General features: G+C 34.6%; 21 protein-coding genes and 1 riboswitch. Of the genes, 19 read left to right on the top strand and 2 right to left on the bottom strand.

Annotated features, from left to right (window positions below):
• Positions 1 to 13 precede the first annotated feature (13 nt).
• The 19 genes from AAC024_RS00455 (at position 14) to AAC024_RS00545 (ending at position 20,541) form a co-directional block, all read left to right on the top strand.
• Positions 14 to 1,180 carry an aminotransferase class I/II-fold pyridoxal phosphate-dependent enzyme gene (locus tag AAC024_RS00455; RefSeq protein WP_339893133.1) on the top strand — a complete coding sequence of 389 codons (1,167 nt, stop codon included), beginning with the start codon at positions 14 to 16 and terminating at the stop codon, positions 1,178 to 1,180.
• Positions 1,181 to 1,193: 13 nt separating this feature from the next.
• The gene (locus AAC024_RS00460; RefSeq protein ID WP_339893134.1) at positions 1,194 to 1,613 is read left to right on the top strand and encodes an Rrf2 family transcriptional regulator; all 420 of its coding nucleotides are present in this window, start codon (positions 1,194 to 1,196) and stop codon (positions 1,611 to 1,613) included.
• A 161-nt stretch (positions 1,614 to 1,774) separates the two neighbouring features.
• Entirely contained in the window at positions 1,775 to 2,032 is a 258-nt protein-coding gene (locus AAC024_RS00465) for a DUF2061 domain-containing protein (protein ID WP_339893135.1), read from the top strand.
• Between the two features lie 9 nt (positions 2,033 to 2,041).
• Positions 2,042 to 2,665 carry a phosphoadenosine phosphosulfate reductase family protein gene (locus AAC024_RS00470; RefSeq protein ID WP_339893136.1) on the top strand — a complete coding sequence of 208 codons (624 nt, stop codon included), beginning with the start codon at positions 2,042 to 2,044 and terminating at the stop codon, positions 2,663 to 2,665.
• Positions 2,666 to 2,794: 129 nt separating this feature from the next.
• On the top strand, positions 2,795 to 3,700 hold the full coding sequence (gene cysD, locus AAC024_RS00475) for a sulfate adenylyltransferase subunit CysD (protein WP_339893138.1): 906 nt from the start codon (positions 2,795 to 2,797) through the stop codon (positions 3,698 to 3,700).
• Positions 3,701 to 3,864: 164 nt separating this feature from the next.
• A complete protein-coding gene (locus AAC024_RS00480) occupies positions 3,865 to 5,112 on the top strand; it encodes a GTP-binding protein (RefSeq protein WP_339893139.1) in 1,248 nt (415 codons plus the stop codon).
• A 120-nt stretch (positions 5,113 to 5,232) separates the two neighbouring features.
• On the top strand, positions 5,233 to 7,338 hold the full coding sequence (locus AAC024_RS00485) for a HEPN domain-containing protein (RefSeq protein ID WP_339893140.1): 2,106 nt from the start codon (positions 5,233 to 5,235) through the stop codon (positions 7,336 to 7,338).
• 29 nt (positions 7,339 to 7,367) lie between these two features.
• Entirely contained in the window at positions 7,368 to 8,177 is an 810-nt protein-coding gene (gene cobA / locus AAC024_RS00490) for a uroporphyrinogen-III C-methyltransferase (protein ID WP_339893141.1), read from the top strand.
• 1 nt (position 8,178) lies between these two features.
• Positions 8,179 to 8,823 carry a bifunctional precorrin-2 dehydrogenase/sirohydrochlorin ferrochelatase gene (locus AAC024_RS00495; RefSeq protein ID WP_339893143.1) on the top strand — a complete coding sequence of 215 codons (645 nt, stop codon included), beginning with the start codon at positions 8,179 to 8,181 and terminating at the stop codon, positions 8,821 to 8,823.
• Positions 8,824 to 8,873: 50 nt separating this feature from the next.
• A complete protein-coding gene (locus tag AAC024_RS00500; protein WP_339893145.1) occupies positions 8,874 to 9,926 on the top strand; it encodes an NAD(P)/FAD-dependent oxidoreductase in 1,053 nt (350 codons plus the stop codon).
• 427 nt (positions 9,927 to 10,353) lie between these two features.
• Entirely contained in the window at positions 10,354 to 11,097 is a 744-nt protein-coding gene (gene epsC / locus AAC024_RS00505; RefSeq protein WP_339893146.1) for a serine O-acetyltransferase EpsC, read from the top strand.
• Entirely contained in the window at positions 11,081 to 11,971 is an 891-nt protein-coding gene (gene cysM, locus AAC024_RS00510) for a cysteine synthase CysM (protein ID WP_339893147.1), read from the top strand. The genes epsC and cysM overlap by 17 nt, the downstream gene beginning before the upstream one ends.
• A 356-nt stretch (positions 11,972 to 12,327) precedes the next feature.
• Positions 12,328 to 12,442, top strand: a riboswitch (SAM riboswitch).
• 87 nt (positions 12,443 to 12,529) lie between these two features.
• Positions 12,530 to 13,543 carry a homocysteine S-methyltransferase family protein gene (locus tag AAC024_RS00515; protein WP_339893148.1) on the top strand — a complete coding sequence of 338 codons (1,014 nt, stop codon included), beginning with the start codon at positions 12,530 to 12,532 and terminating at the stop codon, positions 13,541 to 13,543.
• A 56-nt stretch (positions 13,544 to 13,599) separates the two neighbouring features.
• Positions 13,600 to 13,881 (top strand): antibiotic biosynthesis monooxygenase, encoded by a 282-nt coding sequence (locus AAC024_RS00520; RefSeq protein ID WP_339893150.1) that lies wholly within the window; start codon positions 13,600 to 13,602, stop codon positions 13,879 to 13,881.
• 128 nt (positions 13,882 to 14,009) lie between these two features.
• Positions 14,010 to 16,739, top strand: a complete 2,730-nt coding sequence (metH, locus tag AAC024_RS00525; protein WP_339893151.1) for a methionine synthase — start codon at positions 14,010 to 14,012, stop codon at positions 16,737 to 16,739.
• A gap of 354 nt (positions 16,740 to 17,093) precedes the next feature.
• Entirely contained in the window at positions 17,094 to 18,050 is a 957-nt protein-coding gene (metF, locus tag AAC024_RS00530; protein WP_339893152.1) for a methylenetetrahydrofolate reductase [NAD(P)H], read from the top strand.
• Between the two features lie 197 nt (positions 18,051 to 18,247).
• Positions 18,248 to 19,348, top strand: coding sequence for an acyloxyacyl hydrolase (locus AAC024_RS00535; RefSeq protein ID WP_339893154.1), 1,101 nt, complete (start codon positions 18,248 to 18,250; stop codon positions 19,346 to 19,348).
• 12 nt (positions 19,349 to 19,360) lie between these two features.
• Positions 19,361 to 19,789, top strand: a complete 429-nt coding sequence (locus AAC024_RS00540) for a VOC family protein (protein WP_339893155.1) — start codon at positions 19,361 to 19,363, stop codon at positions 19,787 to 19,789.
• 5 nt (positions 19,790 to 19,794) lie between these two features.
• Positions 19,795 to 20,541, top strand: coding sequence for a head GIN domain-containing protein (locus tag AAC024_RS00545; protein WP_339893156.1), 747 nt, complete (start codon positions 19,795 to 19,797; stop codon positions 20,539 to 20,541).
• Here the strand turns inward: AAC024_RS00545 and AAC024_RS00550 are convergent.
• Complete coding sequence (locus AAC024_RS00550; RefSeq protein ID WP_339893157.1) at positions 20,527 to 21,714, bottom strand: acetate kinase; 1,188 nt, start codon at positions 21,712 to 21,714, stop codon at positions 20,527 to 20,529. The genes AAC024_RS00545 and AAC024_RS00550 overlap by 15 nt on opposite strands.
• Positions 21,715 to 21,717: 3 nt before the next feature.
• Complete coding sequence (gene pta, locus AAC024_RS00555; RefSeq protein ID WP_339893158.1) at positions 21,718 to 23,808, bottom strand: phosphate acetyltransferase; 2,091 nt, start codon at positions 23,806 to 23,808, stop codon at positions 21,718 to 21,720.
• Positions 23,809 to 23,872 lie beyond the last annotated feature (64 nt).

The raw sequence follows: 23,872 nt of genomic DNA on the forward strand, positions 1-23,872 counted from the left end.
AAAAATAGTAAAAGTGAGTAAAAAACAATTCGAAACAGAAGCCATCCGTACCCAATTAGAGCGTACAAAAAACTTAGAACATACCAGTCCGTTATACTTAACATCAAGTTTTGTGTTTGAAGATGCTGAAGATATGCGTGCTTCGTTTACTGAGGAAAAAGAGCGTAATATTTACAGCCGTTTTACAAACCCTAACACCACTGAGTTTGTAGATAAGGTTTGTAAAATGGAAGGCGCTGAAGCTGGTTACGCTTTTGCAACCGGAATGTCAGCAATTTTTTCAACATTTGCTGCTTTATTAGAAAGTGGCGATCATATTGTTTCAGCGCGCTCAATCTTTGGTTCAACGCATACTATGTTTACTAAATATTTACCAAAATGGAATATCACAACAAGTTATTTCAATATTAATGAACCAGAAACTATTGAAAGTTTTATCACACCAAAAACAAAAATTTTATATGCTGAATCTCCAACAAATCCAGCGATTGATATTATCGATTTAGAGTTGTTAGGAGACATTGCAAAAAAGCACAACTTAATTTTAATTATAGACAATTGCTTTGCGACACCGTATTTACAACAACCTATTAAATATGGTGCACATTTAGTGATTCATTCTGCTACAAAATTAATGGATGGACAAGGGCGTGTTTTAGGTGGTGTAACTGTTGGTAATGCTGATTTGATTAGAGAGATTTACTTATTCGCTAGAAACACAGGACCTGCATTATCGCCATTCAATGCATGGACATTATCTAAAAGTTTAGAAACACTTCCTGTTAGAGTGGATAGACATTGTGAAAATGCTCTTAAGGTTGCAGAATTTTTGGAAGCACATCCTAAAGTGAATTGGGTAAAATACCCGTTTTTAAAATCGCATCCGCAATATGAAGTGGCTAAAAAGCAAATGAAACTTGGTGGTAATATTGTTGCTTTTGAAATTAAAGGCGGTATTGAAGCAGGACGTAGTTTTTTAAATGCCATAAAAATGTGTTCTCTATCAGCAAATTTAGGCGATACAAGAACCATTGTAACACATCCTGCATCTACAACACATAGTAGTTTAGCAGAAGCGGATAGGTTAGTAGTTAATATTACAGATGGACTAGTTAGGGTTTCTGTTGGTCTGGAGCATGTAGATGATATCATTGGCGATTTGGGGCAAGCTTTAAATTAAGTATATTAGCAACATGCTATCCAAAAAAACAAAATACGGACTAAAAGCACTCACTTACATTGCAAGAAGCGAAGGAGATTCTCCAATTCAAGTTGCAGTGATAGCAAAGAGTGAGCAAATTCCGCAGAAGTTTTTGGAAAGTATTCTTCTTACCTTAAGAAAATCTGGAATTTTAGGTTCAAAAAAAGGAAAACATGGTGGTTACTATTTAAGAAGCGAACCATCGGAAATTAAAATGACCGATGTAATGCGTGTACTTGAAGGCCCAATTGCCATGGTGCCTTGTGTAAGTCTTAATTATTATGAAAAGTGTGATGATTGCCCTGATGAGGATAAATGTAGCGTCAATAAACTCATGTTACAGGTGCGTGATAGCACACTTAAAGTATTCAGAAATACAACTTTAGCGGATTTATCTAATACAAACGGATAAAGATTTCTCAAAATAAAGTCGCTTTTAAAAGAATTATCCGCACTTAATCCTTAAAATTTTCCATTATTCTAAAAAGTTAATAATTCTCTTTTTTATGTTATAAAAAGTTTTATTTTTGCTATTCCTACTAAATCGATAGGATTAATATAATACAATTACAAATGATTGCACAAATGTTAGTAAAAGAAAAGGAGAAGTCGAATTATAAAACCGATAGTACAAATGAAAAACCAATTAGAAGTGTAGTAAAATCACTTAGTTGGAGAACTATAGGAACTTTAGATACGATTTTGATTTCTTGGGTAATTACAGGGAAATTAGACTTAGCATTTTCAATTGGAGGAATAGAGTTAGTAACCAAAATGTTTTTATACTTTTTTCACGAGCGCCTTTGGAATTCCATTAAGTGGGGAAAATAAATAGATAGAATGATGTTTACAGATAGTCAAATACAAGAATTAAATAAAAGCTTTGAAAAAGCAACGCCATCTGAAATTATACAGAAGGCTTTTGAACTTAATAACAAAGCGGTTGTTACAACTAATTTCAGACCTTATGAAGCAGCTATTTTACATGCAGTCAGTAAAGTAGAAGCTAATATTGCTGTGGTTTGGTGTGATACAGGTTACAATACACCACAAACCTATAAACATGCAGAACAAGTGATTAAAGATTTAAGCTTGAATGTGTTTTTATACGTGCCAAAACAAACGTCGGCACATCGTGATGTGGTTATGGGAATTCCTAGTGTTGATGCTCCAGAGCATGGGTTGTTTACAGAACAAGTAAAGCTTGAGCCTTTCAAAAGAGCTATGAACGAACATAAACCAAACGTATGGTTTACAAATTTGCGTCAAGGGCAAACAGCCTTTAGAAACAGCATCGGTATTTTCAGTTTAAGTAAAGATGGTGTTTTAAAAGTGAGTCCTTTCTATTATTGGTCTGATGAGAAATTAGATACTTATTTAGAAGAAAACAATTTGCCAAACGAGTTTAAATATTTCGACCCAACAAAAGCATTAGAAAATAGAGAGTGTGGATTACACGCATAATCAGTAAGCAGTTATCAGTCGCAGTAGGCAGTTTGAAGTAAATTCCATTAAGAAAGTAAAAATAATAATAACAAAACTCTTAACCCGCCCGAGTAAGAGTTCCCCTTTTGGGGGTTAGGGGGCTTATTTATGAAGAAAGATACATCACATATTAATTCGCTTGAAAACGAAGCGATATACATCATGAGAGAAGTAGCGGCACAGTTTGACAAACCAGTGTTGTTGTTTTCAGGAGGAAAAGATTCAATTACTTTGGTAAGATTAGCTGTAAAAGCCTTCTATCCAGCAAAAGTACCATTTCCTCTAATGCATATTGATACGGGGCATAATTTCCCAGAAACTATTGAATTTAGAGACCGTTTATGCAAAGAATTAGGTTTAGAATTAATTGTTAGAAACGTTCAAGATTCTATTGATGAAGGAAAAGTAAAAGAAGAATCTGGACGTTACGCAAGTAGAAACATGTTGCAAACTACCACGCTTTTAGATGCCTTAGAAGAATTTAAATTTGATGCAGCTATTGGCGGAGCGCGTCGTGATGAAGAAAAAGCAAGAGCTAAAGAACGAATTTTTTCAGTACGTGATGATTTTGGTCAATGGGATGAGAAAAACCAACGTCCAGAATTATTTGATATGTTGAATGGTGATATTGACCATGGTCAAAATGTACGCGTGTTCCCAATTTCAAACTGGACAGAGTTAGATGTTTGGTCTTATATAGAAAGGGAAAACATTGAAATCCCATCCATTTATTTTGCTCATAAACGTAAAGTGTTTTTAAGAGATGGCATGATTTGGTCCGCGGAAGACTGTATTGTTTATAGAGACGATAACGAAAAGGTTATTGAAGAAATGGTGCGTTTCAGAACTGTAGGAGATATGAGTTGTACAGCTGCTGTATTATCTGAGGCGTCAACAATTATTAAAGTTGTAGAAGAAATAAGAGATTCTACAATTTCTGAACGTGGTGCGCGTATTGACGATAAGCGCTCTGAGTCAGCTATGGAAAAACGGAAACAACAAGGGTATTTCTAGAGAGAAGCCCCCAAGCCCCAAAAGGGGAATTAGCAAGTTTGAGCATAGTAATCCTGTAAGGCTTCAAAAACCTTGTAGGTATAAAAAAGTAAAAGAATAAAAACGAATTTTAAAATATAACCTGTAAAGAACTCCCTCTCCTTTGGAGAGGGTTAGGGAGAGGAATGGAAGTATTAAAAATTGCAACAGCAGGAAGTGTAGATGATGGAAAAAGTACCTTGATAGGACGTATTCTGTACGACACAAAATCATTAACTACAGATAAGTTAGAAGCCATTGAAAAAACAAGTAAACAACGTGGTTATGATTACTTAGATTTTTCGTTAGCTACTGATGGTTTGGTGGCAGAAAGAGAACAAGGCATCACTATCGATGTAGCACACATCTATTTTTCAACTAAAATGAAAAGTTACATTATTGCAGATACACCAGGTCACGTAGAATATACGCGTAACATGGTTACTGGAGCTTCAACATCCCAAGCATCTATCATATTAATTGATGCTAGAAAAGGTGTTATTGAACAAACTAATCGTCACTTCTTTATTAATAATTTATTAAGAATTAAAGATGTGGTGGTTGCGATTAATAAAATGGATTTAGTTGGTTATTCTGAAGACATTTACAACAAAATCAAAGCTGATTTTTCTGAATTGATGAGTAAAAGAGATTATCAGGATCAAAAAATCACATTCATCCCCGTTAGTGCTTTAAAAGGTGATAACGTAGTTAATAAATCAGACAAGATGTCTTGGTACAAAGGTGAGGCATTATTAGAGCATTTGGAGCAATTGGATAAAGCTGATATTTTCAATGTTGGTACGCCGCGTTTCCCTGTTCAATATGTTATTCGCCCTAAAACGGAAGATTTTCATGATTATAGAGGTTATGCCGGAAAGGTATATGGTGGCGATTTAAGTGTAGGTGATGATATCATGGTTTTGCCATCAAAAACCAGATCAAAGATTAAAGACATTTATTTCTATGATGAAAAGTATGAAACGGCATCTAGACGTTCGTCTGTAACCATCACTTTAGAAAACGATATTAATGTAAGTCGTGGTGACATGATTGTTAAAGAAGGCGATTTGCCAACAATTGATAAACAATTTACAGCAAACGTATGTTGGATGGATTCAGATCGACTAACGGCGGGAGGGAAGTATATAGTGCAACATGGTGTCAATAAAGTGTTGGCTAAAGTAGATAGAATTAATCATAAAATTAATCCAGACTATTCTGGTTTTGAAAAGGATGTAACAGGTTTGGCAATCAATGATATTGCTTCAGTAACATTCAAATTGAACAAACCTATTTTTTATGATCAGTTCAAAAATCATAGAACAAATGGGTCGTTCATTTTAATCGATCCGCAATCAAATAATACGGTTGGTGCGGGATTCATTCAATAAAAAAGAAAGCCCCCTAGCCCCCGAAGGGGGAACTATAAATATTGAAAATAAAAAAATAAAGTATAACTAAAAATTACCTAGTAAAGAGCTCCTCCCCTTTGGGGAGGTCGGGTGGGGAATATGCAGAGTTTTAGAACAGAATTAGAAAATCCGGTTGTTGAAAACGATATTATAGAATTAGCTAATAAAATTGAGCTTTTTCATAAAGGGAAGATAGACGAAGAAAAATTCAGAAGCCTACGTTTAGCACGTGGTGTTTACGGTCAGCGTCAAGAAGGGGTGCAAATGATTCGTATTAAATTACCTTACGGAAAAGTAAAGAGTAATCAATTGCGAAGAATTTCTGATGTCTCTGATGAATATTCAAGAGGAAGATTACATATTACCACACGTCAAGATATTCAAATTCACTATGTAGATTTAAATAGAACCCCAGAATTATGGGCGGAATTAGAACGTGATGATGTGACGTTACGTGAAGCTTGTGGTAACACAGTAAGAAACGTAACTGCAAGTGAAACTGCAGGAATTGATGTTGATGAGCCGTTTGATGTGTCACCTTATGCTGATGCCTTATTTCGCTTTTTCTTAAGAAACCCTATTTGTCAAGAAATGGGACGTAAGTTCAAAGTGTCTTTTTCATCTACGGATGAAGACACGGGGCTTTCATATATGCACGATTTAGGATTCATTGCTAAAATCCAAAATGGAGTGCGTGGATTTAAAGTAATGATTGGTGGAGGTTTAGGGTCGCAACCACGTCATGCAGATGTATTGTATGATTTCTTACCAACAGATAAAATAATTCCAGTAATGGAAGGTGTTTTAAGAGTTTTTGATCGACATGGTGAGCGTAAAAGTCGAGCCAAAGCACGTTTAAAATTTTTATTAAAAGATATAGGTTTAGATGCTTTTAAAACTTTAGTTGAAGAAGAACAAAACGCAATAGAATTCAAATCAGTTGCTATTGATGCAGATGCTTATGAAGCTTCAAATCCAGTTGAAGTTGACGAAATTCCTGAAGTAATAATCAAAGATCAAAAAGTATTTGAAACTTGGAAGTCAACCAACTTAATTCCTCAAAAGCAAGAGGGTTATGTGGCTATTGGAATCAAAGTGCTTTTAGGAGATTTTTATACGGATAAAGCAAGATTGTTAGCTGATTTAGTTGAAAATTATGCGGCGGGTGAAATTCGTTTATCCCTGCGACAAAACATCGTAATTCCTTTTGTGAAAAGAGAATTAGTGCCATTTTTCTATACAGAATTAGAAAAACTTGGCTTTGTTGAAGCCGGTTACAATAAAGCGGTTGATATTACAGCTTGTCCAGGTACAGATACCTGTAATTTAGGAATTGCAAGTAGTACAGGTATTGCGGATGAATTAGAACGCGTTATTAAAGCTGAATATCCACAATATTTAAAAAACGAAGATTTAGTTATTAAAATTAGTGGATGTATGAATGCTTGTGGACAACACAATATGGCAAATATTGGTTTCCAAGGTATGTCAGTTCGTACGCCAGATAAATTAGTAGCGCCTGCTTTACAAGTATTATTAGGTGGAGGTAATTTAGGTGATGGAAATGCTGCTTTTGCTGATAAAGTTGTAAAAGTGCCTAGTAAAAGAGGTCCAGAAGCTTTAAGACTTATTTTGAATGATTTTGAAGCAAATTCAAACGGAAAACCATTTGTTGAATACTATAAAGAAAAAGGTGAAAAGTATTTTTACGATTTCTTAAATGATTTACAAGATGTTTCTAATTTAACTCAAGCTGATTTTATTGATTGGGGTGAAGAAGAAAAGTACGTTAAAGAAATTGGTATTGGTGAATGTGCCGGAGTTGTTATCGATTTAATTGCAACATTATTTTTTGAAAGTGAAGAAAAAATAGAAAATGCTAAGACTTCATTTGATGATAAGGTGTATTCAAGTGCAATTTATTATGCTTATACTTCTCTAGTTAATTCTGCGAAAGCGTTATTATTAGCAGAGAATAAAAAGACAAATACACACGCTGGAATTATTGCTCAGTTTGATGAGTTTTTCGTTGAAGGAGGAGAAATTGATTTAGGTACTTCTTTCTCGGAATTAATATATCAAATTAATAAATTTGCACCAACCGCGGATTTTGCCGCCAAGTATATTGGAAATGCAAATCATTTTTTAGATAAAGTTAGAGTATACAGAGAAGCTCAAAGGCAGCTAGAAAAGAAAGCGGTTTAAAACCGATTCATTCGGTATATAAGTGGTATATGAGTTTTAAAGAAAAACATATTGATATAGAGAATCCTATTCCCCCTTCGGGGGTTAGGGGGCAATTAACAGTTGTAGGTGCAGGTCCAGGTGATGAAGAGTTAATTACTCTTAAGGCAATTAAAGCTATTGAATCAGCTGATGTCATATTGTATGATGCGCTAATAAACGAATCATTACTTAAGTATGCATCAGAAGATGTTGAGCTTATTTTTGTAGGGAAGCGCAAGGGGTGTTATGCCTTTCAACAAGAGCAAATCAATGATCTTATTGTCGCTAAAGCCAAAGAAAAGGGGCGTGTAGTACGCCTAAAAGGTGGAGATCCATTTATTTTTGGACGTGGTGCTGAAGAGATAGATTATGTAAGACAATTTGGTGTAGAAACTTATGTTGTTCCTGGGATTTCATCAGCTTTAGCTGTGCCAGCATATCAAGGTATTCCTTTAACAAAACGAGGGTTTTCAGAGAGTTTTTGGGTCGTTACAGCAACAACAAAAGATCATGCTTTATCAAACGATGTGGCTTTGGCAGCAAAATCTACAGCAACGGTTGTTGTTTTAATGGGAATGGGCAAATTACCTGAAATCGTTCGGATTTTTTCAGATGAAAATAAACAAGATACAGCGATTGCGATTATTCAAAACGGAACAACCGAAAATGAAAAAGTTGGTTTTGGAACAATCAGCACGATTTGTGATGTAGTTGAAGAAAAGCAACTCACAAATCCAGCAATTATAGTTATTGGTGATGTAGTGAAAGAACGGGTTCAATTAACTTCTGTGTTAAAAGAAATCAATCAAAATCTGTAATATGCTAACCAAAGACGATAAAATAAATAATTCTAGCTCAGTTCCACCTTTAGGGGCGGAGGGGGCTCGAAATAATTTATATCCCATTTTTTTAAAAGCTAAAAACTTAAATGTTCTTATTGTTGGCGGTGGTTTTGTGGCTGAAGAAAAGTTGACCTTTCTTTTAAAATCTAGTCCAGATGCTTGTGTAACAATAGTGTCTCCAATGTTTAGAGAAGGAACTAAAGAACTTGCAAAAAAAGGATGTGTTTCTTTAGTAGAAGATAAATACAAAAAACGTTATTTAAAAGGAAAGCATATTGTGATAGCAACGACAAACGTTCCTGAAGTTAACGTGAAAGTTCATAAGCATTGCAGAAAAAGAAGCATTCTAGTAAATGTTGCTGATAACCCTCCATATTGCGATTTTTATATGGGTGGCATCGTAACAAAAGGAAATGTAAAAGTTGCAATTTCAACAAACGGTAAATCGCCAACAACAGCTAAACGTTTACGTCAGTTTTTTGAGGATGTGATTCCTGAAAATGTAGATGATTTAGTTAAGAATTTAAACGAATACAGAAAAACAATAAAAGGTGATTTCGAAGAAAAAGTGGAAACACTAAATGAATTCACAAAAGGATTAGTTGAAAAAAGAAAATTATAAAAAAGACCTGTCAGGTTTTTAAAACCTGACAGGTCTAAATTAAAAGTAAAATGATAAAAACAGATATACTCATTATTGGCGCAGGACCAACAGGTTTATTTACTGTATTTGAGGCAGGCTTATTAAAACTAAAATGTCATTTAATTGATGCATTACCGCAACCAGGTGGGCAATGTTCGGAGATTTATCCTAAAAAACCGATTTATGATATTCCTGGTTTTCCAGAAATTTTAGCTGGTGATTTAACAAAAAATTTATTAGAGCAAGGAAAACAATTTGAACCTGGATTTACTTTAGGAGAGCGTGCTGAAACCATAGAAAAACAAGACGATGGATCTTTTATAGTTACAACAAATAAAGGCACACAACATCATGCACAAATAGTAGCCATTGCAGGTGGTTTAGGGTCTTTCGAACCTAGAAAACCAGCTATTGAAGGTGTTACAGGTTATGAAGATAATGGTGTGGAATATATTATTAAAGACCCTGAGTTTTATAGAAATAAACGTGTTGTTATTTCTGGTGGTGGAGATTCGGCTCTTGACTGGAGTATCTTCTTAACTGATGTAGCTTCAGAAGTAACCTTGATTCATAGAAGAAACGAATTTAGAGGTGCTTTAGATTCTGTTGCAAAAGTAGGCGAGTTAACTAAAGCGGGTAAGATTAATTTAATTACACCGGCAGAGGTTAATGAATTACATGGAGATGGAAAGATTGAAGCGATTACTTATGTTAGAGATGGAGAATCAACTAAACTAGAAACAGATCATTTTATACCATTATTTGGTTTGTCTCCAAAATTAGGTCCAATTGGAAACTGGGGATTAGACATTGAAAAAAATGCTATAAAAGTGGATAATTCATTAAATTACCAAACAAATATTCCTGGAATATTTGCTATTGGAGATGTAAACACCTATCCAGAGAAATTAAAATTAATTCTTTGTGGTTTCCATGAGGCAACATTAATGACTCAAGCGGCTTATAGAATTATCAATCCAGGTAAAAGACTAGTATTGAAATACACAACGGTTAGTGGTATTGATGGTTTTGATGGGACTCGTAAAGAAGCACCAAAAGCAGTGGTTCAAGCGATTAACTAAGGTCTAAAAAACATGAACAAAAAAAGGATTAATTAGGTTCCGGTTAGTTTGATTTTTCCTAAGATATTAATTAAACTTGTTCCTCCCTTTGTTTTAAAGGGAGGACAATTTCGATTAAATCGAAATTAGGAGGGTTAAGGTAAAAACCTGATAGGTCTTAATAAAATGCAAATAGTCGTGTAAGCTTAAGATTGATAAACTACTTTGGCGGATAGGTGCATTAGGGATTGAAACGACATCCTTTTGTTGTGCGAATATAAAACTTGATGAGATACTGAAACAAGTTCAGCACAAGAAAAGATATAGTGGAAAGCCCGACCCGATAGGGGAATGCCAAAAAATAAAAAGTATTAAAAAAATATAATCCAGCAAGGTTTCAATCCCGATAGCTATCGGAGCCTGCAGGTATTTTTATTTAAAAGAAAGGATGATAAGTTATAACGTTTGCTTAAAAGATACCGCAAAAACATTCACTAAAAGATTGTTTTATTCCTTGTTTGATTGTGACCAAGAAGAAGTTCATAGTGATTATTTAGAAAAAACATTTCTTAAAATAGTTTCTAAATTAGAGATTGAAAATGGAGAAGACATTTGGGCAACTTTTAAAACTGAACTTCCAGAGATTAGAAGGAGACTTGATCTTGATGCCAGTGCATTTGAAAAGAATGATCCTGCTTCGCATTCTTTAGCAGAAATTTATATGGCGTATCCTGGTTTTTATGCGATTTCAATCTACAGATTAAGTCACGCGCTTTATAACCTTGGTGTGTACATTTTACCAAGAATGATGAGTGAGTATATTCACGGTATTACAGGTATAGATATTCATCCAGGAGCAACTATTGGCGAGTCGTTTTATATTGACCATGGAACTGGAATTGTAATTGGCGAAACGGCTATTATTGGAAAAGACGTTAAGATTTATCAAGGTGTAACTTTGGGCGGTATTTCGGTATCTAAAAGGATGGCATCCACAAAACGGCATCCTACTATTGAGGATAATGTGTGCATTTATGCTAATGCCACTATTTTAGGTGGCGATATAGTCATTGGAGCAAATAGTATAATTGGAGCCAACGTTTGGATTACAGAATCAGTTCCAGAAGACTCATTAGTAACCTATCAAACAGAAATTAAAATAAGACCAAGAAAAAATGGCATTCGAAAATAGTATTATTGGTCAAATAGGCAATACGCCATTAGTTGAAGCAACACATCTTATTTCGAAAAAAGGTGTAAGGTTGTTTTTAAAATTAGAAGGTAATAACCCTGGCGGAAGTGTTAAAGATAGGCCAGCTTTTAACATGATAAATGAAGCCTTAAAACGAGGCGATATTAAAAAAGGAGGAACCTTAGTTGAAGCCACAAGTGGAAATACAGGAATTGCTTTGGCTTTTATTTCAAAGCTATTAGGATTGAATATGGTTCTAATTATGCCTGAGAATTCTACTGAAGAACGTGTAAAAACTATGCGTGCTTATGGTGCAGAGGTGATTTTGACATCTGCTGATATTGGTATTGAAGGTTCAAGAGATTTGGCTTTTAAACTTAGAGATGAAAAAGGGTATACGTTATTGAATCAGTTTGAAAATGATGATAATTGGAAGGCACATTACAAAACTACTGGTCCAGAAATTTGGAATGCTACTGAAGGTAAAGTAACCCATTTTGTATCAGCTATGGGAACTACAGGAACCATTACAGGAGTGTCCACCTTTTTAAAAGAAAAGAATAAGAATATCGCAATTGTTGGCGCCCAACCTGCCGATGGTGCAAGAATTCCAGGAATTAGAAAATGGTCGCCTGATTACGAGCCAAAGTTTTTCAATCCTAAAAGAGTAGATATCGTGTTAGATGTTACCGCAGAAGAAGCAAAAGAGACAACTAAAAGATTAGCTAAGGAAGAAGGTGTTTTTGCAGGAATGAGTAGTGGCGGATCTGTCCATTGTGCGTTAAAAATAGCTGAGTCAATTGATGAAGGTTTAATTGTAGCTGTGGTTTGCGATAGAGGAGATAGGTATTTGTCGTCTCCACTTTTTGAATAATATTTGTTGAAGACCTGTCAGGTTTTTAAAAACCTGACAGGTCTATAGATAATAATCCTGCAAGGGTTCAAAAACCTTTTAGGTATTTAGTGTTTGGAGGGAAACACAGCAAAATTAAATTTGTTTCTTTTTGCGCCCTTTCAGTTTATTTTTAATCGCTTGATACTAAGGCATCAACTCATAAAAACTAAACAAAAATGACATCAAAAATAATTCAAATTATAAAAATCGTCTGTTTCCGTCCAGACACTATTTAATAAAAAATGAATTATACCTACAAGGCAAAAAAGACCTTGAAGGATAAGGAAAACAAAAATATAGTTAGTACTTTTGTTCGCGAGTTCATTAACGTACTAGTGTTATCAAGAAAGGTAGAGGGATTAGACCCGTTGAAGCCTTGGCAACCCTTTAGCTTTTAAAGAAGGTGCTAAATTCTACTAATAATTTTAATGATTATTGGAAAGATAACGAAAAGTGTTTTTTACTTTTCTTGATGACATTTAAATTAATAGACCTATCAGGTTTTTAAAACCTGATAGGTCTGGAAATATAAAAAATATGTCAAACATACATAAAGCTTTAAAGGAGCGAATTTTAGTCCTAGATGGTGCCATGGGCACCATGTTGCAAGCTTACAAATTTACAGAAGACCATTTTAGAGGCGAGCGATTTAAAGATTACCCAACACCACTTCAGGGTAATAACGATTTGTTGTCTATTACTCAGCCAGAAGCCATTAAAACCATTCACGGAAAATATTTTGAAGTAGGTGCAGATATTGTTGAAACCAACACATTTTCTGGAACTACTATCGCCATGGCAGATTACCAAATGGAAGACTTGGTGTATGAACTGAATTATCAGTCGGCTAAAATAGCAAAAGAAGTTGCAGATGCATATACAGCGAAAGAACCTCATAAACCACGTTTTGTAGCAGGGTCGATTGGTCCTACAAATAGAACAGCGAGTATGTCGCCAGACGTAAATGATCCTGGTTTTAGAGCGGTAACTTTTGATGAATTAAGAATAGCATACAAACAACAAGTAGAAGCTTTAGTTGATGGCGGTGTAGATTTATTATTAGTTGAAACGGTTTTTGATACGTTGAATGCTAAGGCTGCATTATTTGCGATTGAAGAAGTAAAAGATGAACGAAACATCGATATCCCAATTATGTTAAGCGGAACGATTACAGATGCTTCTGGAAGAACTTTATCAGGTCAAACAGCTGAGGCGTTTTTAATATCAGTATCTCATATTCCGTTATTGTCGGTTGGATTTAATTGTGCTTTAGGAGCCAATTTGTTACAGCCACATTTAGAGGCTATTGCTAATAAAACCGATTTTGCTATTTCAGCGCATCCAAATGCAGGCTTACCCAATGCTTTTGGTGAGTATGATGAAACTCCAGAGGAAATGGGTGAGCAAATTGAAGAATATTTAAAAAAGGATTTAATAAATATTATTGGTGGTTGTTGTGGTACATCGCCAGAGCATATTCGTGTAATCGCTGATATTGCAGCTAAATACAAACCACGTCGTCATGCTGAACTTGTTTCAGCATCACACTAGGATATAAAATAGACCTGTCAGGTTTTAAAAACCTGACAGGTCTGATAAAAACAAGTATGATTTTAGAAGTAGCAAAATTAAATATAAAGAAAGGGCTTTCTGCTGAATTTGAAACCAATTTCAAAAAAGCAGAAAAGATTATTTCATCAATGAAAGGTTACATCTCACATCAATTAAAAAAGTGTATCGAGCAAAACGATAAATATATTTTATTAGTGAAATGGGAAACGATTGAAGATCATGAAATTGGATTTCGTAAATCTGAAGAATATCAAGAATGGAAAGCATTATTGCATCATTTTTATAAACCGTTTCCAGAAGTAGAACATTACAAATAAAATAGACCTGACAGGTTTTAAAAACCTGACAGGTCTATGTAAATAACAAGAATAGGATTTTAGAGAGCATATTCCCCCTTCGGGGCCCTAGGATGCTAACCATTTCCAATAGTAGAACATTATAAGTAATGAAAAATAATAAAGAAGACATTCCGAATAAAAAAGCCTCTACCCTTTGGGGAGAGGTTGGAGTGGGGAGAAAATACATGAAATTGTCTGGTTTAGAACCTTTGGTTTTAAACGAAAACAGCAATTTTATAAATGTAGGAGAACGTACTAATGTTGCAGGTTCTCGTAAATTTCTTCGGTTAATAAAAGAAGAGAAGTTCGATGAAGCTTTAGATATTGCGCGTCATCAAGTAGATGGTGGTGCTCAAATTATTGATATTAACTTTGATGATGGTTTGATTGATGGTAAAGAAGCGATGATTCGTTTTTTAAATTTAATAGCTGCTGAACCAGATATTTGTCGCGTGCCAATAATGATTGACAGTTCAAAATGGGAAATTATTGAGGCTGGACTTCAAGTGGTGCAAGGAAAGTGTGTCGTAAATTCTATTTCACTAAAAGAAGGCGAAGAAAAATTTATTTGGGAGGCAAAACAAATAAAAAGATACGGCGCTGCAGTAATTGTAATGGCTTTTGATGAAGATGGACAAGCCGATAATTATAAAAGACGTATTGAAATTGCTAAACGCTCCTATGATGTTTTGCTAAATAAAGTTGGTTTTCCCTCTGAAGATATTATTTTCGATTTAAACATCTTTCCCGTGGCAACAGGAATGGAAGAGCATCGAAAAAATGCGATTGATTTTATTGAAGCGACGCGTTGGGTTCGCCAAAATCTAGAAAATGTTAGTGTAAGTGGTGGTGTGAGTAATGTGTCGTTTTCTTTTAGAGGAAATGACGGCGTTCGTGAGGCGATGCATTCTGTATTTTTATATCATGCTATTCAAGCTGGTATGAATATGGGCATTGTAAACCCAGCATTGTTAGAGATTTATGATGATATTCCTAAGGATTTATTAGAACATGTTGAAGATGTTATTTTAGATAGAAGAGAGGATGCAACGGAGCGTCTATTAGATTTTGCAGAAACTGTAAAGGGCTCGAAAGTCGAAAAAGGATTGGATTTATCATGGAGAGAAAATCCCGTTCAAGAACGTATTACACATGCTTTAGTAAAAGGTATTGATGCCTTTATTATTGAAGATATTGAACAAGCAAGACAAGAAGCAGATAAGCCCATTGAAGTGATTGAAGGTCATTTGATGATTGGAATGAATGTGGTTGGTGATTTATTTGGCGCTGGAAAAATGTTTTTGCCGCAAGTAGTAAAATCTGCTCGTGTCATGAAAAAAGCAGTAGGCTATCTAAATCCGTTTATTGAAGCGGAGAAAGGAGATAAACAAGAGGCTGTTGGTAAAATATTAATGGCGACGGTAAAGGGTGATGTGCATGATATTGGTAAAAATATTGTGAGTGTAGTTTTGGCATGTAACAATTATGAAATAGTTGATTTAGGGGTTATGGTACCACCTGAAAAAATTATTGAAACCGCCATTAAAGAACGTGTTGATGCTATTGGATTATCTGGATTAATTACACCATCACTTGATGAAATGGTGTATTTAGCTAAAGAAATGCAACGTCAGAATTTTGAATTACCATTGCTTATTGGAGGTGCAACAACATCAAAAGCGCACACTGCTGTTAAGATTGATACACAGTATAAAAATGCGGTGGTTCATGTAAATGATGCCTCAAGAGCGGTAACGGTTGTTGGTGATTTATTGAATAAGAAAACATCACATGATTACGTTGCTAAAATGAAAGCTGATTATGATGAATTCCGAATCAAGTTTTTAAAACGAGGCAAAGAGAAATCATATATTTCTATTAGTGAAGCCAGAAACAGAAAGTATAAAATTGATTGGGAAACTTCAGAAATTGTAAAACCTGCAGCATTAGGAGTTCAGATTTTAAAACAATTAAGTTTAAAAGAATTAGTGCCATTTATAGATTGGAGTCCGTTTTTTAGAAGCTGGGATTTACATGGTAAATTTCCAGATATTTTGACTGATATGGTTGTTGGAGAGCAAGCGACAACTATGTATGAAGAAGCTCAAGAAATGATTAATGAGATTATAGCAAAACAACTCTTAAAACCTAAAGCGGTTTTTGGTTTGTTTGAAGCGAACTCAATTCATGAAGATGATATTTCTGTTCGGAAAAAGGGTAAGGAAATTGCTGTTTTTAGAACGTTGCGTCAGCAATTAAAAAAGCGCGAAGGTATTCCTAATCATGCTTTAGCAGATTTTATTGCACCAAAAGAATCTGGTAAAACAGATTATATGGGAGCGTTTTGTGTTGGTATTTTTGGAGCGCAAGAATTAGCTGATAATTATAGAGATAAAGAGGATGATTATAATGCTATAATGGCGCAAGCTATTGCGGATCGTTTTGCAGAAGCTTTCGCTGAATATTTACACAAACAAGTGAGAACTAAACATTGGGGTTATGCTGCAAATGAAGATTTATCTAACAATGATTTAATTAAAGAAAGTTATAAAGGCATTAGGCCAGCGCCAGGTTATCCTGCTTGTCCAGACCATTTAGAAAAGGAAACGATTTGGGCCTTGTTAGAGGTTGAAAAATTAATAGGTGTAAAATTAACCGAAAGTTTAGCGATGTGGCCAGCAGCGGCAGTATCGGGTTATTATTTTGGAAACCCAGAAGCTAAATATTTTGGTTTAGGTAAAATTACAGATGACCAAGTAACGGATTATGCTACTAGAAAAGGAATTACGAAAGAGAAGGCTAGAAAGTGGTTGCATCAAACTTTAGCAGAAGAGTAATCCCCTCCTAGCCTCCCCGAAGGGGAGGAATGGATTGCGGATAGAAAAACCTGAAAGGTCTAGAAGAAAGATTTGAGTAAGAGTTCCCCTCCTTCGGAGGGGCTAGGGGAGGAATTTAGGGGTGGGTTTTCCGCGTTAGCGATTGCAGTGGAAAGCCCACAGCGAGGCACGAGCGAGGACTTGTAACGTAAAGCGCGACCGTGAGTGCTCCTGCAAGGTTTTGAAAACCTTGTAGGTATTAAGCGAGGGGTAACGCCCAAAAAAGAAAAATAGCTTAAAGAAATCATTCGTGAATTCGTTGCTAAGAAAACTAAAATATTAACTAATTAAAGTCCCCTTGTGGGATTTAGGGGAATGAAAGTAACAGACCATATAAAACAGGCAAACGGAAACACCTTGTTTTCCTTTGAAATTATACCGCCACAAAAGGGTAGAAATATTCAGGAATTGTATAATAATATTGACCCTTTGATGGAGTTTAAACCACCATTTATTGATGTAACTACCTCTCGTGAAGAATATATTTATATTGATAAAGGCGAAGGGCTTTTGGATAGAAAAGTGACGCGGATGCGCCCAGGAACGGTTGGTATTTGTGCTGCAATTAAGCATAAATATAATGTGGATACTGTGCCACATGTGTTATGTGGTGGGTTTACAAGAGAAGAAACAGAATACTTGTTGGTTGATTGTCATTACCTTGGTATTGAGAATGTTATGGCGTTGCGTGGTGATGCTATGAGCCATGAGAAATACTTTGAAGCATCAAAAGGCGGACATAAATTTGCTACAGACTTGGTTTCGCAAATTCAGAATTTAAATGCTGGTAAATATTTGCATGAGGTTATTGAAACGGAACATAAATCTGATTTCTGTATTGGTGTTGCTGGTTATCCTGAAAAACACATGGAAGCACCTTCTTTACAAACCGATTTGAGACGACTTAAAGAGAAGGTTGATGCTGGTGCGGATTATGTAGTAACACAAATGTTTTTTGATAATCAGAAATATTTTAAGTTTGTTGAGGCTGCTAAAGCTGTGGGCATTAATGTGCCTATTATTCCTGGAATTAAACCCATAGCTGTAAAGCGTCATTTACAATTATTACCTCAGGTTTTTAAAATTGATTTACCAGAAGAATTAATTGTTGAAGTTGAAAAATGCAAAGATAATAAGGCGGTAAGGCAAGTTGGTGTTGAATGGGCTATAAAACAATCTGAAGAACTTAGAGCAGCAGGTGTTCCCGTATTACACTATTACTCAATGGGCAAAAGTGACAATATAAAAGCTATTGCATCAGCATTGTTTTAATTATTAAGTTAGGTTTAAATTTAAGTTTCAATGTCAGGTTGAGCGCAGTCGAAACCTTTGAAATTCATTAGTTAATATGACCTTTCGACTGCGCTCAAGGTGACAAATGGAAAATTATTAGCTTTATTTGTAAAATGTAAACCTTCTTAAGTCGAACTCATTATAATTACGTTATTTTTACGGCATAGTACCTATTTATGCGTCAAATATTTTTATGTGTTTTTTGTTTAGCTTTTAGCTTTTCTTTTTCTCAAGACAAGACGCATACATCGTATGTTGATGTTAACTACTTTCGAGGAAATATTGCGCTTCACAATAACGAAATTCTTCATTTGATCAAAGGTCATCCAGAAGGTGTTATTTTAGGTTGGAGTAAAAAAACCTATGGTTTTGAAGACTGGGAACAGCGTTTTAACTACCCAGATTATGGATTTTCTTTGGCATATCAAAACCTTAAGAATGATGTTTTAGGAAATACTATTTCACTTTATGCGCACTACAATTTTTACTTTTTAAAGCGAAACATAATGTTTCGAATTGGTCAAGGGTTGGCTTATAATACCAATCCGTACGATAGAGAAACCAACTTTAAAAACGTAGCATTTGGGTCTAAATTTGGGAGTAGTACTTATGTGATGTTGAATTATAAAAAGGAACGTATTTTTGATAGGTTTGGTTTGCAAAGTGGATTTTCGTTGATTCATTATTCTAATGCAAATGTGAAATCGCCAAATAATGGAACTAATTCTATCACGTTTAATGTAGGCGTAACTTACAGTTTAGATGATGAAGGTTTAGAATATCAACACACTATTGATAAAAAACAAGACCAAGCTTTTTCTGAACCCATTAAGTACAATTTTGCTTTTAGAACAGGTATAAATGAAAGTGATATTGTTGGCAGTGGGCAGTTTGCGATGTATGTAGTTTCTGCTTATGCGGATAAACGGATTAATAAAAAAAGTGCGTTTCAATTAGGAGCAGATGTCTTCTTCTCAAACTTCTTGAAAGAGCTTATTTATTACAGAAGTGTTGCGTTTCCAAACCAAGGTGTTTCTGGAAATGAAGATTATAAACGTATTGGTGTTTTTGCTGGTCATGAATTATTTGTTAATAAAACGTCGTTATTAACACAACTTGGGTATTATGTATATTACCCTTTTGATTTTGAAGGCAGAACTTACGTTAGGATAGGTTTGAAACGCTATTTTTTCAAAAAATGGTTTGGAGCTATAACGCTCAAAGCGCACGGTGCTAAAGCAGAAGGTGTTGAATTTGGAGTGGGTGTAAGATTATAATTTGATATAATTATGGAACAAAGATTAACATTAGTAACTCTAGGAGTTAAAAATTTAAAAATGTCTTCTGAGTTTTATGAAGATAAATTTGGTTGGAAAAAGCTTAAGTCAAGTAATGAGTATATTACCTTTTTTCAATTAAACGGAATATTGTTGTCGCTTTATCCAAAGGAGAAATTAGCTAAAGATGCAGGGGTTAGTTGCGAAGGAAATGGTTTTAAAGCATTCACAATAGCATTTAACACAAGAACTAAAGAAGAAGTTGACGAGTTGATTGAAAAGTTAGAAGCTAAAGATGTTAAGATTGTTAAACGACCTGAAGATGTTTCTTGGGGTGGATATAGTAGTTATGTAGCAGATCCTGACGAAAATTTATGGGAAATAGCATTCAACCCATACCTGCCTTTAGATGAAAATGGAAATACAATAGGAAATAAGTAAATTAAATGAGAATAGTAAAATACATTATAGTTCTTTTTTTAATTATCGCTTGCGATAGTGAAGATGCTGGTGATTGTTTTCAAAAGGCTGGACCTATTATGCAACAGGAGGTAACCCTTCCTAGTTTTGATAAAATTTTAGTGAATCGAGATATTGAGTTAATTATTAAAGAAGGAGGTCCCCAAAGTGTGATTATTAAAACAGGCAAGAATTTGATTAATGATGTTATTGCTGATGTTGTTGATGGCAGATTGACTTTAACTGATAATAATACTTGTAATTATGTTAGAGATTATGGTATTACTAAAATATATATAACATCGCCTAATATTACTGAAATAAGAAGTTCAACACAATATGACATAAGTTCTGATGGTGTTTTAAGCTATCCTAGTTTAACAGTTTTATCTGAAGATTTTGGTATTCCTGGAGCTTTTAACGTGGGTGATTTTAAATTGCAAATTGACAATGCTAGTTTTAGATTGGTATTTAATAATCTATCTGTCTGTTACATTTCTGGGCAAACAGACAATTTGAATATAGTATTTGCAGCAGGCACCTCCCGATTTGAAGGACGAAATTTAGTTGCTCAAAGGGTAACTGTATCCAACAGAGGCTCAAACGACATGATTGTAAATCCGCAACAAGAAATTAAGGGTATAATTTCTGGAATAGGAAATGTTATTTCAGTAAATGTACCACCAATTATTGATGTTGAAGAAGTTTATAGAGGGCGATTAATTTTCGAATAAATCTACCGACTGTTTTGCAATTTCTAACTCCTCATTTGTTGGGATTACTATTACTTTTACTTTTGATGTATCAGTGCTAACAACGGTTAATTTATCTGGTCTTACTTGATTTTTGTTGATATCAAGAGTAATGCCTAAGTAGTTCATGTCTTCACACACACGTTGTCTCATTTCGGGCGAATTCTCACCAATACCAGCAGTAAAAACAATAGCATCTAATCCGTTCATTATTGCAGCATAACTGCCAATGTACTTTTTTATGCGATATGCATTCATTTGTAAAGCAAGCTGACAATCTTTATTTCCTTTTTCGGCTTCAGCTTGAATATCTCTTAAATCACTAAACCCAGTTAAGCCCAACATACCACTTTTCTTTTGAAGAATATTGTTGATTTCATTTAAACTATAATTAAACTTTTTAGCTAAATAAAATATAATTGATTGGTCAATATCTCCAGAACGTGTACCCATGATGAGTCCGTTTACTGGAGAAAAACCTAGCGTATGGTCAATGCTTTTTCCATTTTTAATAGCAGTCATACTACAACCGTTGCCTAAGTGAATGGTGATGATTTTTGAATTTTTTATACCTAAATAGTCAATAGCTTTTTCTGAAACATATTTATGACTGGTTCCATGAAAACCATACAAACGAATATTGTGTTTTTCTAAAAATTCATTTGGAATGGCATACTTATAAGCATGCTCAGGGATAGATTGATGAAAAGCTGTATCAAAAACGGCTACTTGCTTAGCTTTTGGAAATATGGTTTCAGCAACTTCAATCCCTTCTAAATTAGCAGGATTATGTAAAGGTGCTAACGAAGACAGTGCTTTAATTTTTTCTTTAACAGCCTCGGTTATTTCAGTGGTATTACTAAAATGCTTTCCACCATGAACCACACGATGTCCCACAATATCAATCGCGTCTGCGGATTTAATAATACCTGTATCTTTATCCAATAATTGTTTAGATAATAATTCTAAACCAACTTTATGGTTAGGAATAGCTTCAACAACTTCAATAGTATCTTTATCAGTTTTGAATATAAATTTGGCGTCATCGAACCCGATACGCTCAATTAAACCAGAACAAAGAATCTTTTTTTCTGGCATTGAAAACAATTGAAATTTTAAGGAAGAACTTCCTGAATTTAAAACAAGTACTTGCATATATTAGAGGTCTTGAGCTTGAATTGCCGTTATAATTACAGTGCTATAAATATCATCAGCAGTACATCCTCTACTTAAATCGTTTACTGGTTTGTTTAAACCTTGAAGCATTGGGCCAATAGCTAAAGCTCCAGTTTCACGCTGTACTGCTTTATAGGTATTATTTCCTGTGTTTAAATCAGGAAAAATTAATACACTCGCTTGTCCTGCAACTTCAGAATCTGGTAATTTACTTTTGCCAATGCGCATATCAACCGCAGCATCATATTGAATTGGCCCTTCAATTTTTAAATCGGGGTTTATTGCTTTTGCAATTTCAGTTGCTTTTCTAACACGCTCAACATCTTCACCTTTACCAGAGGCTCCGGAAGAATAAGATAACATAGCTACTTTAGGTTCAACACCAAAATCTTGGGCAGTTTTTGCTGATGAAATAGCAATTTCAGCTAATTGTTCTGCATTAGGGTTTGGATTAATAGCGCAATCTCCAAAAATGGAAACGCGATCTTCTAAACACATAAAGAATACTGACGATACAATGTTAACGCCAGGTTTGGTCTTTATAAATTGTAGAGCAGGACGCAAAGTGTGCGCTGTAGTATGTACAGCACCTGAAACCATACCATCTGCATGCCCTTTGTGAATCATCATGGTGCCAAAATACGATACGTCTGTCATCGTGTCTTTAGCCATATCTAAGTTTACACCTTTATGCTTTCTTAATTCATAAAATGTATTTACGTAATCCTCAAAGTGAGGCGATTCAATTGGGTTAACGATATTAACGTCATTAATATCTAAAGAAATGTCATAGCGTTCTATGCGCTCTTTAATTTTTTCTTTTTCACCAATTAAAGTTAAATCAACTACATGTGCATCAATTAATCTTGCGGCAGCTTTTAAAACTCTTTCATCATCACCTTCAGGCAGCACAATATGTTTTTTATCCTTTAAGGCACGTTGTAACAAATTGTATTGAAACATTCTTGGAGTAAATATATCTGACTTAAACGTGATTAAATCGTTGGCTAGTTTATCTGTATCAACATGCTTTTCAAAGGTTGCAATTGAGGTCTCGATTTTTTCGATATTTTCAGCATAGATTCTAGACTTAATTTTACCTATTTCATTGGCGACTGAGAAGGTCCCTCCTTTAACGCTAATAATTGGAACTATACTTGATAGTCCTTCTATAAGCTTTAAAATGGATTCCTCAGGCATTAATCCTCCAGTTAAAACTATTCCAGAAATTTTTGGATAGTTTTTGGATATATTGGCTTGAAGTGAGCCTAAAATAATGTCGGCCCTGTCTCCTGCTGATATTACCAAACAATCGTCTTTTAATTGGTTAAGATAATTACGGAGTTGCATGGTAGCCACATTAAAATTATCAACTTGGTTATTTAGCATGTCATGGCCAAAAAGAATATTTCCCTTCAATTTTTTTAAAATTTCCTTAACGGTAGGGCTTGCTAAACTATTAATTTTCGGAATTACAGTAATATCTGTACCACTATTTATACGTGCTGTTAATAGCGATTTTAAAGTTGATACTTCAGCAGGATTGATTTTGTTGGTCATTATAGACAGCACATCTACTTCTTCTTTAAAAGTATCGTGCGCCAACTGAACATTATCAACTACTTCAGATAGTGATTTTCCATCACCTTGAGAAACAATTATGGATGGCAACCCTAAATTTTTAGAAATTAACAGATTAATATCCAATTCTAAGCTGGAATTTTCATGTGAAAAATCGGTTCCTTCTACTAAAATAAAATCAAATTTTTCTTCTAATTTTTTATATTTCTTGATGATATGGTCTATAACATCACCAGATTTTCCTTTGTTATATAAATCTAGAACCTGGCTTCTTGTAAAAGCATAGGTTTTTTTATAATTAATGTCAATTTCAAAATAAGATACCACGGTGTTAATATGGTTATCCATTTCACCAACTTTGATGTCTTCAATAATAGGTCTAAAGTATCCTACTTTGGCAGTTTTACCTAATAGCATGCGCATTAGCCCAAGTACAACAACAGATTTACCACTATTAGGTTCTATTGTCGCTACATAAATTCCTTTACTCATTTTAGTGTTTTTGTAGAGTTACAAAGATAGCTATTGCTCATTTTTATTACAAGTTTACTATGCT

The organism is uncultured Algibacter sp., from assembly GCF_963976535.1.
GTDB lineage: Bacteria > Bacteroidota > Bacteroidia > Flavobacteriales > Flavobacteriaceae > Algibacter_B.

Bases quoted from the DNA above. Each gene is read 5' to 3' on its own strand.
- AAC024_RS00540 (WP_339893155.1), top strand. From the start codon at position 19,361: ATGGAACAAAGATTAACATTAGTAACTCTAGGAGTTAAAAATTTAAAA.
- AAC024_RS00535 (WP_339893154.1), top strand. From the start codon at position 18,248: ATGCGTCAAATATTTTTATGTGTTTTTTGTTTAGCTTTTAGCTTTTCT.
- cysD (WP_339893138.1), top strand. From the start codon at position 2,795: ATGAAGAAAGATACATCACATATTAATTCGCTTGAAAACGAAGCGATA.
- AAC024_RS00550 (WP_339893157.1), bottom strand. From the start codon at position 21,714: ATGCAAGTACTTGTTTTAAATTCAGGAAGTTCTTCCTTAAAATTTCAA.
- cysM (WP_339893147.1), top strand. From the start codon at position 11,081: ATGGCATTCGAAAATAGTATTATTGGTCAAATAGGCAATACGCCATTA.
- AAC024_RS00485 (WP_339893140.1), top strand. From the start codon at position 5,233: ATGCAGAGTTTTAGAACAGAATTAGAAAATCCGGTTGTTGAAAACGAT.
- AAC024_RS00480 (WP_339893139.1), top strand. From the start codon at position 3,865: ATGGAAGTATTAAAAATTGCAACAGCAGGAAGTGTAGATGATGGAAAA.
- pta (WP_339893158.1), bottom strand. From the start codon at position 23,808: ATGAGTAAAGGAATTTATGTAGCGACAATAGAACCTAATAGTGGTAAA.
- AAC024_RS00460 (WP_339893134.1), top strand. From the start codon at position 1,194: ATGCTATCCAAAAAAACAAAATACGGACTAAAAGCACTCACTTACATT.
- epsC (WP_339893146.1), top strand. From the start codon at position 10,354: ATGATAAGTTATAACGTTTGCTTAAAAGATACCGCAAAAACATTCACT.
- AAC024_RS00520 (WP_339893150.1), top strand. From the start codon at position 13,600: ATGATTTTAGAAGTAGCAAAATTAAATATAAAGAAAGGGCTTTCTGCT.
- AAC024_RS00545 (WP_339893156.1), top strand. From the start codon at position 19,795: ATGAGAATAGTAAAATACATTATAGTTCTTTTTTTAATTATCGCTTGC.
- AAC024_RS00470 (WP_339893136.1), top strand. From the start codon at position 2,042: ATGATGTTTACAGATAGTCAAATACAAGAATTAAATAAAAGCTTTGAA.
- AAC024_RS00495 (WP_339893143.1), top strand. From the start codon at position 8,179: ATGCTAACCAAAGACGATAAAATAAATAATTCTAGCTCAGTTCCACCT.
- metH (WP_339893151.1), top strand. From the start codon at position 14,010: ATGAAAAATAATAAAGAAGACATTCCGAATAAAAAAGCCTCTACCCTT.
- AAC024_RS00500 (WP_339893145.1), top strand. From the start codon at position 8,874: ATGATAAAAACAGATATACTCATTATTGGCGCAGGACCAACAGGTTTA.
- metF (WP_339893152.1), top strand. From the start codon at position 17,094: ATGAAAGTAACAGACCATATAAAACAGGCAAACGGAAACACCTTGTTT.
- AAC024_RS00465 (WP_339893135.1), top strand. From the start codon at position 1,775: ATGATTGCACAAATGTTAGTAAAAGAAAAGGAGAAGTCGAATTATAAA.
- AAC024_RS00515 (WP_339893148.1), top strand. From the start codon at position 12,530: ATGTCAAACATACATAAAGCTTTAAAGGAGCGAATTTTAGTCCTAGAT.
- cobA (WP_339893141.1), top strand. From the start codon at position 7,368: ATGAGTTTTAAAGAAAAACATATTGATATAGAGAATCCTATTCCCCCT.